General features: G+C 70.3%; 10 protein-coding genes. 7 read left to right on the top strand and 3 right to left on the bottom strand.

Annotation, left to right across the window (positions count from 1 at the left end; genetic code table 11):
• Window positions 1-45: 45 nt before the first annotated feature.
• Complete coding sequence (uvrA, locus tag ACWDR3_RS28110) at window positions 46-3,090, bottom strand: excinuclease ABC subunit UvrA (RefSeq protein WP_450355354.1); 3,045 nt, start codon at window positions 3,088-3,090, stop codon at window positions 46-48.
• Between the two features lie 224 nt (window positions 3,091-3,314).
• On the opposite strand from uvrA, the gene ACWDR3_RS28105 reads away from it, so the two are divergent.
• The 5 genes from ACWDR3_RS28105 (at window position 3,315) to ACWDR3_RS28085 (ending at window position 7,668) form a co-directional block, all read left to right on the top strand.
• Window positions 3,315-4,004, top strand: a complete 690-nt coding sequence (locus ACWDR3_RS28105) for a maleylpyruvate isomerase family mycothiol-dependent enzyme (RefSeq protein WP_450355353.1) — start codon at window positions 3,315-3,317, stop codon at window positions 4,002-4,004.
• Between the two features lie 69 nt (window positions 4,005-4,073).
• Entirely contained in the window at window positions 4,074-4,730 is a 657-nt protein-coding gene (locus tag ACWDR3_RS28100; protein ID WP_450355352.1) for an MBL fold metallo-hydrolase, read from the top strand.
• Window positions 4,731-5,108: 378 nt separating this feature from the next.
• Entirely contained in the window at window positions 5,109-5,993 is an 885-nt protein-coding gene (locus tag ACWDR3_RS28095) for an ABC transporter substrate-binding protein (protein ID WP_450355351.1), read from the top strand.
• Window positions 5,990-6,907 (top strand): amino acid ABC transporter permease, encoded by a 918-nt coding sequence (locus tag ACWDR3_RS28090; protein ID WP_450355350.1) that lies wholly within the window; start codon window positions 5,990-5,992, stop codon window positions 6,905-6,907. The genes ACWDR3_RS28095 and ACWDR3_RS28090 overlap by 4 nt, the downstream gene beginning before the upstream one ends.
• Window positions 6,904-7,668 (top strand): amino acid ABC transporter ATP-binding protein, encoded by a 765-nt coding sequence (locus ACWDR3_RS28085; protein WP_450355349.1) that lies wholly within the window; start codon window positions 6,904-6,906, stop codon window positions 7,666-7,668. The genes ACWDR3_RS28090 and ACWDR3_RS28085 overlap by 4 nt, the downstream gene beginning before the upstream one ends.
• Window positions 7,669-7,731: 63 nt before the next feature.
• Here the strand turns inward: ACWDR3_RS28085 and aroQ are convergent, their stop codons facing one another.
• Complete coding sequence (gene aroQ / locus ACWDR3_RS28080; RefSeq protein ID WP_450355348.1) at window positions 7,732-8,205, bottom strand: type II 3-dehydroquinate dehydratase; 474 nt, start codon at window positions 8,203-8,205, stop codon at window positions 7,732-7,734.
• 84 nt (window positions 8,206-8,289) lie between these two features.
• Between aroQ and ACWDR3_RS28075 the strand changes: the two genes are divergently transcribed.
• Both ACWDR3_RS28075 and ACWDR3_RS28070 read left to right on the top strand, forming a co-directional pair.
• Window positions 8,290-9,336, top strand: coding sequence for a S66 family peptidase (locus ACWDR3_RS28075; RefSeq protein WP_450355347.1), 1,047 nt, complete (start codon window positions 8,290-8,292; stop codon window positions 9,334-9,336).
• A gap of 95 nt (window positions 9,337-9,431) precedes the next feature.
• On the top strand, window positions 9,432-10,703 hold the full coding sequence (locus ACWDR3_RS28070) for an MFS transporter (protein WP_450355346.1): 1,272 nt from the start codon (window positions 9,432-9,434) through the stop codon (window positions 10,701-10,703).
• Window positions 10,704-10,753: 50 nt separating this feature from the next.
• Here ACWDR3_RS28070 and ACWDR3_RS28065 read toward each other — a convergent pair whose 3' ends face one another.
• The gene (locus ACWDR3_RS28065; protein ID WP_401727211.1) at window positions 10,754-11,854 is read right to left on the bottom strand and encodes a calcium:proton antiporter; all 1,101 of its coding nucleotides are present in this window, start codon (window positions 11,852-11,854) and stop codon (window positions 10,754-10,756) included.
• Window positions 11,855-11,963 lie beyond the last annotated feature (109 nt).

Below are 11,963 nucleotides of genomic sequence, written 5' to 3'. Positions count from 1 at the left end.
GAGTTACCCACGGGGCGCCGTCGCTGCCTGTGTTGCCGTACGTGCTCAGGCCTTGCCGGCCCGCGTGGTCTTCTTCGCGGGTGCCGCCTTCTTCGTGGTGCCGGTCGCCTTCTTCGCGGCCGCGGTGGTCGTCGACTTGGCAGCGGCCGTCTTCGCCGTCGCCGTCTTCTTGGCCGGTGACTTCGCCGCGACCGCCTTCTTGGCCGCCGTCTTGCGGGGCGCCTTCGCCGGGCCCGCGTCGCTGATGCGGTCGGCGTCGAGGATCTCGCGGAGGAACTTGCCGGTGTGGCTGGCCGGGACGCCCGCGACCTCCTCGGGTGTGCCCTCGGCGACCACGAGGCCGCCGCCCGCGCCGCCCTCGGGGCCCATGTCGACGACCCAGTCGGCGGTCTTGATGACGTCGAGGTTGTGCTCGATGACGATGACCGTGTTGCCCTTGTCGACCAGGCCGGACAGGACCGTCAGCAGCTTGCTGATGTCCTCGAAGTGCAGGCCGGTGGTCGGCTCGTCCAGGACGTAGACCGTGCGGCCGGTGGAACGGCGCTGGAGCTCGCTGGCGAGCTTCACGCGCTGCGCCTCGCCGCCGGACAGCGTGGTCGCGGACTGGCCGAGCCGGACGTACCCGAGGCCGACGTCCTTGAGGGTGGTGAGGTGGCGGGCGATCGCGGGGACGGCCTCGAAGAAGTCCGTGGCCTCCTCGATCGGCATGTTCAGGATGTCGGCGATGGACTTGCCCTTGTAGTGGACCTCCAGGGTCTCCCGGTTGTACCGAGCGCCGTGGCAGACCTCGCACGGGACGTAGACGTCCGGGAGGAAGTTCATCTCGATCTTGATCGTGCCGTCGCCCGCGCAGTTCTCGCAGCGGCCGCCCTTGACGTTGAAGGAGAAGCGGCCGGGCAGATAGCCCCGCACCTTCGCCTCGGTCGTCTCGGCGAACAGCTTGCGGACGTGGTCGAAGACGCCGGTGTACGTCGCCGGGTTGGACCGCGGGGTGCGGCCGATCGGCGACTGGTCGACGTGCACGACCTTGTCGACGAGGTCGTCGCCCTCCACGCGCGTGTGCCGCCCCGGCACGTTCCTCGCGCCGTTCAGTTCGCGGGCCAGGTGCGTGTACAGGATGTCATTGACCAGCGTCGACTTGCCGGATCCCGACACACCCGTGACGGCCGTGAAGACGCCCAGCGGGAAGGAGACGTCGATGTCCTGGAGGTTGTTCTCCCGGGCGCCGTGCACCGTGAGCCGGCGGGACGGGTCCAGCGGGCGGCGGATGTCGGGCAGCGGGATGGCCTTCTTGCCGGACAGGTACTGACCGGTCATGGACTCGGCGTTGTCGAGCAGTTCCTTCAGGGAGCCGCTGTGCACGACCTTGCCGCCGTGCTCGCCCGCGCCGGGGCCGATGTCGACGATCCAGTCGGCGACCTTGATGGTGTCCTCGTCGTGCTCGACGACGATGAGCGTGTTGCCCATGTCGCGCAGCCGGACCAGGGTCTCGATCAGCCGGTGGTTGTCCCGCTGGTGCAGACCGATCGACGGCTCGTCCAGGACGTAGAGGACGCCGACGAGGCCGGAGCCGATCTGGGTGGCCAGGCGGATGCGCTGGGCCTCGCCGCCGGAGAGCGTGCCGGCCGCGCGGTTGAGCGAGAGGTAGTCCAGGCCGACGTCGACCAGGAAGCGCAGCCGCTCGTTGACCTCCTTCAGCACGCGCTCGGCGATCTTCTTGTCGCGGTCGTTGAGCTTCAACTCGCCCAGGAACTCCGCGCAGTCGCTGATGGACATGCCGGAGACCTCGGCGATCGACTTCCCCATGACCGTGACGGCGAGGACGATCGGCTTCAGGCGCGTGCCCTGACAGGTCGGACAGGGCACCTCGCGCATGTAGCCCTCGAAGCGCTCCCGGCTCGCGTCGCTCTCCGACTCGCTGTGCCGACGCTTGACGAAGGGCACGGCACCCTCGAAGGGCGTGGTGTACACGCGCTCGCGGCCGTACCTGTTGCGGTACCGCACCTCGATCTGCGTCTTGTGGCCGTAGAGCAGGGCCTTCCTGGCGCGCTGCGGCAGACCGGCGAAGGGGATGTCGGTCCGGAAGCCCAGCGCGTCCGCGAGGGCGCCGACGAGCCGGCCGAAGTAGTCCTTGGTGTGCCCGTGCGACCAGGGGTGGATGGCGCCCTCGTCGAGGGACTTGTCCTCGTCCGGGACGATCAGCTCCGGGTCGACCTCCATGCGCGTGCCGATGCCGGAGCAGTCGGGGCAGGCGCCGAAGGGCGAGTTGAAGGAGAAGGAGCGGGGCTCCAGCTCCTCGAAGGACAGGTCGTCGTAGGAGCAGTACAGGTGCTCCGAGAACATGCGCTCGCGCTCGGGGTCGTCCTCGGGGAGGTCGACGAAGTCGAGCACGACCATGCCGCCGGACAGACCGAGCGCGGTCTCGACGGAGTCGGTGAGGCGGCGCTTGGCGGAGTCCTTCACCGTGAGGCGGTCGATGACCACCTCGATGGTGTGCTTCTCCTGCTTCTTCAGCGTGGGCGGGCTGGAGAGCTGGACGGTCTCGCCGTCCACGCGCGCGCGGCTGTAGCCCTTGGTCTGCAGGTCGGCGAAGAGGTCGACGAACTCGCCCTTGCGCTCGCGCACCAGCGGGGACAGCACCTGGAAGCGGCTGCCCTCGGGCAGCTCCAGGACGCGGTCGACGATGGCCTGCGGCGACTGGCGCGAGATCGGGCGGCCGCACTCGGGACAGTGCGGCTTGCCGATGCGCGCGAAGAGCAGACGCAGGTAGTCGTAGACCTCGGTGATGGTGCCGACCGTGGAGCGCGGGTTGCGCGAGGTCGACTTCTGGTCGATGGAGACCGCCGGGGACAGACCCTCGATGAAGTCGACGTCCGGCTTGTCCATCTGGCCGAGGAACTGACGGGCGTACGAGGAGAGCGATTCCACGTAGCGCCGCTGGCCCTCGGCGAAGATCGTGTCGAAGGCCAGGGAGGACTTGCCCGACCCGGACAGGCCCGTGAAGACGATGAGCGAGTCGCGTGGCAGGTCGAGCGAGACGTTCTTCAGGTTGTGCTCGCGCGCGCCACGGACGATGAGACGGTCGGCCACGCCGGTCCGCACCTTTCTTGAGAAGAAGTGACAGGGGCGAGGCCCCCGTCCTTCTTCAGACTAGGGGGAGCCACTGACAACGCCGGTCGGATTCCGAGTTGCTCAACAATCCCCGACCATCCAGCATGCCCGACGCCGCACCCGACCATATAGCACGTGCATTCGATTTACGGCACAGCTTCACCACCTTCACCCAAAGGAGTGGCGCGGCTAGTGTCAGCAGCATGATTGATCACGCTCATGACCTGGCGTCTGTACGTGACGCGACCGACCGGCTGCTCACCGCAGCCGCCAAACTGGACAACGTTTCGACGGCCGAGCCGTCACGGCTTCCGGGCTGGACCCGCGGCCATGTCCTCGCCCATCTCGCCCGCAACGCGGACGCGCTCGTGAACGTCTTCGAGGGTCGCCCCATGTACGTCGACGGGGAGGCTCGCGACGCCGACATCGAGCGGGACGCGCCCCGCCCCCTCGACGTCCAGCTCGCCGACCTGCGCGACAGCGCGGCCCGCTTCCAGGAGACGGGCGCCGCGCCCGCCGACTGGTCGCGCACGGTGGAGCTGCGCAACGGTGTGACCGACTCGGCGGCGCGGGTGCCGTTCCGGCGCTGGATCGAGGTGGAGCTGCACCACGTGGACCTCGGCATCGGCTACGAGCTGGAGGATCTGCCGGCCGAGTTCAAGGACCGGGAGATCGATTTCCTGGCAGAGCGCTTCGGCGGGCACCGGGACGTCCCGTCGACCGGACTGCGCAGCGACAGCGGGCGGGTCTGGACGACGGGCGGCGGCGCGCCGGGAGGCCCGATCGGGGTCGAGGGCACCGCCGCCGACCTGCTCGGCTGGCTCGCCGGACGCCGGGACGGCTCGGCTCTGGTTGTCCAGGGCGGCGCACTGCCGGCACTTCCGCCTCTGTAGACCAAGGCCTCCTCCTCCGTAAAGAGGCGCACGATTCCCGGGCCGGCCGCCCGCTATAGGCTGACCGCCATGACGTACAGCGGACAGGTGACGGTCGGCGGCCCGGCGGACGTGCACGAGCTCCCGGACTTGATGATCACCAAGATCGCGGTCGGCCCGATGGACAACAACGCCTATCTGCTGCGCTGCCGGGCCACGGACGAGCAGTTGCTGATCGACGCGGCCAACGACGCGGACACCCTGCTCGGCACGATCGGCGAGGACGGCATCACCTCCGTCGTCACCACCCACCAGCACGGCGACCACTGGCAGGCGCTCGCCCGCGTCGTCGAGGCCACCGGCGCCCGCACCTACGCGGGCCGCGCCGACGCCGAAGGCATCCCGGTGCCGACCGACGTCCTCGTCGACGACGGCGACACGATCCGGGTGGGGCGCGTGGAACTCACCGCGCGCCACCTGGTCGGGCACACCCCGGGTTCGATCGCCCTCGTCTACGACGACCCGCACGGGCATCCCCATGTATTCACCGGCGACTGCCTGTTCCCCGGTGGCATCGGCAACACCCGCAAGGACCCGAAGGCGTTCGCCAGCCTGATCCACGACGTCGAGACGAAGATCTTCGGCACGCTTCCCGACGAGACATGGGTCTACCCGGGCCACGGCAACGACACGACGCTCGGCACGGAACGCCCGCATCTGCCGGAGTGGCACGCGCGCGGGTGGTGAACGTCGGCGGGTGACGAACGCGGGTGGGGCGCAAGGCAGATGAGCACGCGCCCCGGCGCGAACCCTCGCCCGCACGCCCCACCCCCACTCCCCCAACGCGCCCCGTGTGAACGCTTCACACGCGCCGACCCCATGCGCACGCTCGCGACCCACCTCGTTGCGTAGTCAACTGGTAACAGCCCCGCACAGGATGACGGCTCCTGAGCGGTACGGGCCGCCGGTCTATCGATCCCCGCCCTCGGCCGGCGGCCCGGCGGCTGCCCAGGATCAACTGGCAGGCCCGGGCGTGTTCACAAGACCGCAACACCGCTTCCCACTATGCGGACATTTACGGTCGTGACCTCGACAAACGGGACGTCCGGCTGTCACTCTCCCGCCATGCATCTCGCCCCCCGCGCACTGCACCGTGCCGTCGCCGCCGCCACCATCGCCCTGCTCGCCACCGCCGTCGGCTGCGCGCCGCAGCCGGAGGACAAAGCGAGCGACAACGCCTCGACGTCGACCGGTACGGCCTGCGCCAAGGGCAAGTTGGCCACCAAGACGTCCGGCAAGCTGACGATCGCCACCGACGAGCCCGCGTACGAGCCGTGGTTCAAGGACGACAAGCCCGCCAACGGCGAGGGCTTCGAGTCGGCGGTCGCGTACGCCGTCGCGAAGCAGCTCGGCTACGACAAGAGCGCCGTCACCTGGCAGAGCGTCCCGTTCAACAAGGCGTTCGCGCCCGGCGAGAAGACCTTCGACTTCGACATCAACCAGGTGTCCATCAGCACCGAGCGCAAAAAGGCCGTGGACTTCTCGTCCGGCTACTACGACGTGCGCCAGGCCGTCATCGCACTCAAGGGCAGCAAGGCGGCCAAGGCGACCAGCATCGCGGACCTCAAGGGTCTCAAGCTGGGCGCCCAGGTCGGCACCACCAGCCTCGACTACATCACCGACGTGGTGAAGCCGACGCAGCAGGAGGCCGTGTACGCCAAGAACGACCAGGCCAAGTCCGCGCTGAAGAACGGCCAGGTCGACGCCATCGTCGTCGACCTGCCGACCGCCTTCTACATCACCGCGGCCGAGGTGACGGATGCGAAGATCGTCGGGCAGTTCGAGAACCAGGGCGGTACGCCGGAGCAGTTCGGGCTCGTGCTCGACAAGGGCAGCGCGCTCACCTCGTGCGTCACGGACGCCGTGGACGCGCTGCGCACGGACGGCACGCTGGCGAAGATCGAGAAGCAGTGGCTCTCCGACGCCGTCGACGCCCCGGTCCTCAAGTGACGGTCACCAAGGACGAGTCCGGCCGGGAGGGCGCGGACGGCGACGGTGACATGCCCGGCGGGGACGACGGCTACGTCCCCTCGCAGCGGCGAATAGAGCGCGAGCGCCACAAGCGCGCGCGTACCCGCCGCGCGACGGCGATCGCCGCGCTGTCGACCCTCGTCACGGGCGTCGTCCTCTACCTGGTCGTCGTCAACGCGCCCGGCTGGCCCCGCACCAAGGAGACGTTCTTCAACGGGCAGTACGCGCGCGAGGCGTTCCCCAAGGTCCTCGAAGGGCTGTGGCTGAACGTCCGTCTGCTGCTGATCTGCGGTGTGGCGGTGCTGATCCTCGGCATGCTGATCGCCATCGCGCGCACGCTGCGCGGCCCGGTGTTCTTCCCGCTGCGCGTCCTGGCCGCCGCGTACACCGACTTCTTCCGCGGGCTCCCGCTGATCATCAACCTGATGATCGTCGTCCTGGGTGTCCCCGCGCTGCGCCTCCAAGGCGTGACCGTCGACCCGGTGTGGCTCGGCGGTACGGCGCTCACACTGACGTACTCGGCGTACGTGGCCGAGGTGTTCCGCGCCGGCATCGAGTCCGTGCACCCCTCGCAGCGCGCGGCGGCCCGCTCGCTGGGTCTCACCAACCGGCAGGCGCTGCGCCACGTCGTGCTGCCGCAGGCCGTGCGCCGTCAGGTGCCACCGCTGCTCAACGACCTGGTGTCGCTCCAGAAGGACACCGGGCTCGTCTCGATCGGCGGCGCGATCGACGCCGTACGGGCCGCGGACATCATCGTGGGCCGCAGCCTCAACTACACGCCGTACATCGTCGCCGGCCTGGTCTTCGTGGCGCTGACCATCCCGATGACCCGCTTCACGGACTGGGTGACGGCCCGGATGGACCGCCGACGGGCCGAGGGAGGATCGATATGAGCGACGCGACCGCGCACGCGCCCGTGCTGCGCATGGAGTCCGTGCGCAAGACCTTCGGCGGTACGGTCGTGCTGCGCGACGTCGACCTGGAGGTCGCCCCGCACACGGTGACCGCGCTGATCGGCGCCTCCGGTTCCGGCAAGTCGACCCTGCTGCGGTGCGCGAATCTCCTTGAGGACATCGACGACGGCGCGATCTGGCTGGACGGCGAGGAGATCACCGACCCACGCGCCGACCCGGACGCGGTACGGCGCCGTATCGGCGTGGTCTTCCAGGCGTACAACCTCTTCCCGCACATGACGGTGCTGGAGAACATCACCCTCGCCCCGCGCCGCGTCCATGGGGTGCCCCGCGCGGAGGCCGAGGAGCGGGCCAGGGAGCTGCTGGAGCGGCTGGGGCTCGGCGGCAGGGCGGGCGAGTACCCGGACCGGCTCAGCGGGGGCCAGCAGCAGCGCGTGGCGATCGTGCGGGCTCTTGCCGTGCGGCCCCGCCTGTTGCTGCTCGACGAGATCACCGCAGCCCTCGACCCGGAGCTGGTCGGCGAGGTCCTCTCGGTCGTCCGCGACCTCAAGGCGGACGGCATGACGATGGTGCTGGCCACGCACGAGATGGGCTTCGCGCGGGACGTCGCCGACCAGGTTTGTTTTCTGGACGGAGGGGTCGTCCTGGAGCGCGGAAGCGCCGAACAGATCTTCGGCGACCCGCAGGAGGAGCGCACACGGCAGTTCCTGCGGCGGATCGTGGAGGCGGGCCGGCTGTAAGGGTCGCGCGCCCGGACATCGGGACTTACGGCAGGGCTTGCACGGTCGTACGCCTCCGGGCGCTCACGCCTCCGCCTGCGCCGGTCCCGCCAGCGCCGCCACCCGCTCCACGCCGAACACGTACCCCTGGACCCCGCATCCCGCGATGACCCCGTCGGCGCGCAGCGAGACGTAGGAGTGGTGCCGGAAGGACTCGCGCTGGTGGATGTTGGAGACGTGCACCTCCAGCACGGGCAGGCCGTCGCAGGTGTTGAGCGCGTCGAGAATCGCAACCGAGGTGTGCGAGTAGGCGCCGGGGTTGATCACGATCCCGCAGTGGTTCAGCCGTGCCTCGTGGATCCAGTCGACCAGCTCGCCCTCGTGGTTGGACTGCCGGAAGTCCACCGTGCCGCCGTGCGCGGCCGCCGCCTTGACGCACAGGGCCTCCACGTCGGCGAGGGTGTCGCGGCCGTAGATCTCCGGCTGGCGCTGGCCGAGGAGGTTGAGGTTGGGCCCGTTGAGGATCATGATCGGGGCGTTGGCCAGGGTGCGGGGCACGGTTCCTCCGGTCCGGTGAAGTCGGCTGCTCGGACCCGGTTTATCACGATGCGAGGCGCGCGGGTCGGCCCGTACCCTCCCGGCATGACGACGATCTCGTACCCGTCCAAGCCCTCGCCCGGCGACCGCATAGCCGTCGTCTCGCCCTCGTCGGGTCTGCCGGGGATCCTGCCGCTCCCCCACGAACTGGGCCTGGCGCGGCTGCGCGAGGAGTACGGGCTTGAGCCGGTCGAGTATCCGACGACCCGGAAGATGGGCTCGACGCCCCAGGAGCGCGCCGACGACCTCCACGCCGCGTTCGCCGATCCGACCGTCAAGGCGGTCATGGCGTCGATCGGCGGCGACGACCAGATCACCGTACTGCCGCTGCTGGACCGGGAGTTGATCCGGGCGAACCCGAAGCCGTTCTTCGGGTTCAGCGACAACACCAACCTGCTCGCGTTTCTGCGCACCACCGGGATCGTCGGCTTCCACGGGGCGGCGGTGATGACCGAGTTGGGCCGGCCGGGCGCCCTGCACCCGCAGACCGCCGACTCGCTGCGCGCCGCGCTGTTCACATCGGGCGCGTACGAACTGCGGCCCGCCGAGCGCTGGAACGACGTCAACCGCGACTGGGCCGACCCGGCCACCTTCGACGCGGAACCGCGGACCCGCCCCGGCACCGGCTGGACCTGGGTGAACGCCGACCGTGTGGTCGAGGGCCGCAGTTGGGGCGGCTGCCTGGAGATCGTCGGCTGGCTGCTGATGGCCGACCGCGAGATCGCGCACGACCTGAGCGAGTACGACGGTGACGTGCTGTTCCTGGAGACCTCGGAGGAACTGCCCGCCGCCGATGAGGTGTTCCGCACCCTGCGCAACATGGGCGAGCGCGGACTGCTGCAACGGTTCTCCGCGCTGCTCATGGGCCGCCCCAAGACCTGGTCCTTCGAGCGGCCCAACAACCCGGCGGAAGGCGCCCGTTACGCCACCGGACAGCGCGAGGCGGTACTGCGGGCGATGGGTATATACGCTCCCGACACGACGATCGTCTTCGACGTGGACCTCGGCCACACCGACCCCCAACTCGTCATCCCCTACGGCGGTCTCGTCCGTGTCGACGGCCCCGCCCGGCGCATCACCGTCACCTACTGACGCCCACCCCGCGCGCCCGCACGCCCCCGTAACCCGCGATCACCGTGGGTAGTTGACGCGGCATGCACGATGTACGCACCGTAAGGACCCCGTCCATGCTGCGGCTGGCGACCGCCTCGCTCGCCGGGACCGCCATCGAGTTCTACGACTTCTTCGTCTACGGGACCGCCGCCGCGCTGGTCCTGGGGCCGCTGTTCTTCCCGACGTTCTCGCCGCTGGCGGGGACGCTGGCCGCCTTCGGGACGTTCGGCGTCGGCTTCGTCGCCCGGCCGCTCGGTTCGGTGCTGTTCGGGCACATCGGGGACCGGCGCGGGCGCCGACCGGTCCTGGTCGCCTCGCTGTTGCTGACCGGCGGCGCGACGGTCGCGGTCGGCTGCGTACCGACGTACGACACGATCGGGGTGGCCGCGCCGGTGCTGCTCCTGGTGCTGCGGTTCGTGCAGGGTCTCGGGCTCGGCGGGGAGTGGGGCGGGGCCGTGCTGCTGACGGCCGAGCACGCGCCGGCCGAGCGGCGGGGGCTGTGGTCGAGCTTCCCGCAGATCGGGCCCGCCCTGGGGTTCCTGCTCGCCAACGGTGTGGTGCTGGCCCTGTCGACGACGCTGTCCGACGCGCAGTTCGCGCAGTGGGGCTGGCGGGTGCCGTTCTGGGCGGCCGGGGTGCTGGCCGCGGTCGGGCTGTGGCTGCGGTCCTCGCTCGTCGAGAGCCCCGGGTTCCTGGAGATCGACGACCTCGCGCGCGTGCCGCTCGTGGAGGTCGCCCGCGACCACTGGCGCCTGGTCCTGCTGACGGCCGGGGCGCTCGCCGTCGGCTACGCGATCTTCTACGCCGTCACGACCTGGTCCCTGGCGTACGGGACCGAGCGGCTCGGGGTGAGCCGTACCGTCATGCTGACCTGCATCATGGCCGCGGTGGTGGTGAAGGGCTCGCTCACACCGGTGGCCGCGCTGCTCGGCGACCGCTACGGGCGCCGACCGCTGTGTCTGGCCGGGTGCGCGGCCGCCGCGCTGTGGATGTTCCCGATGGTCGCGCTGCTCGCGACGGGGCAGCCGCTGCTGATGTTCGCCGGCTTCCTGGGCGCGCTGCTCGCGTTCGTCACGATGTTCGGGGTGATCGCCGCGTACCTGCCCGAGCTGTACGAGCCCCGGGTGCGCTGCACGGGGGCCGCCGTCGGCTACAACCTGGGCGGTGTGCTCGGGGGTGCGCTCACGCCGATCGCGGCGACGGCGCTGGCCGAGCAGGGCGGGCGGGTGCCGTGGGGTGTGGGCGCGTATCTGACGGGGATCGCGCTGCTGAGCCTCGGATGCTTCGCACTGCTGCCCGAGACCCGGCCGGTGCCGAAGCTCGTGGCCGAACCGGTCATGGACTGATCGGAACAGTCATGATCTGAGCAGAACAGCCATGGTCTGATCGGAACCGGTCATGGATTGATCGCCAGCTCCAAGTAGGCGGCGAACAGCACGAGATGGACCCCGCCCTGGAGGGGTGTGGCCCGGCCCGGCACCACGGTCAGCGAGCTCACCACCACGGTCAGGGCGAGCAGCACCATGTGCGTGGAGCCGAGCCCGAGGACGAGCGGGCCCGACAGCCAGATCGACGCCAGGGCGACGGCGGGGATGGTCAGGCCGATGCTGGCCATGGCCGAGCCGAGCGCGAGGTTCAGGCTGGTCTGCACCCGGTCGCGGCGGGCGGAGCGCAGCGCGGCGATGGTCTCGGGGAGCAGCACCAGCAGGGCGATGATCACGCCGACGACGGCGTGGTGCAGGCCGGCCTTCTCCACGCCCGACTCGATGGTCGGCGAAACGCCCTTGGCCAGGCCGACGACACCGATCAGGGCGAGGCCGAGCAGGCCAAGGCTGATGCGCGCGGTACGGGCCGAGGGGGCGTCGGCGTGGTCGTCGCCGGTGATCACCTCGCCCTGGCGGGTGATGGGGAGGAAGTAGTCGCGGTGCCGCACGGTCTGGGTCGCGACGAACAGGCCGTAGAGGATCAGCGAGGAGACCGCGGCGAAGGTGAGCTGGACGCCGGAGAACTCCGGGCCGGGCTTGCTGGTGGTGAAGGTCGGCAGCACCAGGCTGAGGGTGGCCAGGGTGGCGACCGTCGCGAGGGCGGCGCCGGTCCCCTCGGGGTTGAAGACCGCGAGACCGTGGCGCAGGGAGGCGACGAGGAGACAGACCCCGACGATGCCGTTGCAGGTGATCATGACGGCCGCGAAGACCGTGTCCCGGGCCAGGGTCGAGCTCTTGCCGCCGCCGTCCGCCATCAGGGTGACGATGAGGGCGACCTCGATGATCGTGACGGCGACGGCGAGCACGAGCGATCCGAAGGGCTCGCCGACCCTGTGGGCGACGACCTCGGCGTGGTGCACGGCGGCGAGTACGGCCCCGGCGAGGACCAGCGTCACCAGCGCGACGACCGCTCCGGGCAGGTCCCGTCCCCAGGTGAAGGCCAGCAGGACGACCGCGAGCACCGGCACGAGGACGGTCCACCGGGTGGTGAGCGACCTGAGCCGAGTGATCATGCAGCGATCGTCGCAGAGGCGTTCGGGCCCCGCATTCCGGCGGTACGGAGCCCGAACTCCGGCGGTGCGCCCCCCCGCTGGTGCCCGGCTGGCAGGACCCGGCCAAGCG

This window comes from Streptomyces sp. NPDC001002, from assembly GCF_053599215.1.
This window is presented reverse-complemented; position numbering and strand designations above follow the sequence as displayed.

Excerpts from the sequence above, each read along its gene's own strand:
- ACWDR3_RS28105 (WP_450355353.1), top strand. The coding sequence starts at position 3,315 with ATGATTGATCACGCTCATGACCTGGCGTCTGTACGTGACGCGACCGAC.
- ACWDR3_RS28100 (WP_450355352.1), top strand. The coding sequence starts at position 4,074 with ATGACGTACAGCGGACAGGTGACGGTCGGCGGCCCGGCGGACGTGCAC.
- ACWDR3_RS28095 (WP_450355351.1), top strand. The coding sequence starts at position 5,109 with ATGCATCTCGCCCCCCGCGCACTGCACCGTGCCGTCGCCGCCGCCACC.
- ACWDR3_RS28085 (WP_450355349.1), top strand. The coding sequence starts at position 6,904 with ATGAGCGACGCGACCGCGCACGCGCCCGTGCTGCGCATGGAGTCCGTG.
- ACWDR3_RS28075 (WP_450355347.1), top strand. The coding sequence starts at position 8,290 with ATGACGACGATCTCGTACCCGTCCAAGCCCTCGCCCGGCGACCGCATA.
- ACWDR3_RS28070 (WP_450355346.1), top strand. The coding sequence starts at position 9,432 with ATGCTGCGGCTGGCGACCGCCTCGCTCGCCGGGACCGCCATCGAGTTC.
- ACWDR3_RS28065 (WP_401727211.1), bottom strand. The coding sequence starts at position 11,854 with ATGATCACTCGGCTCAGGTCGCTCACCACCCGGTGGACCGTCCTCGTG.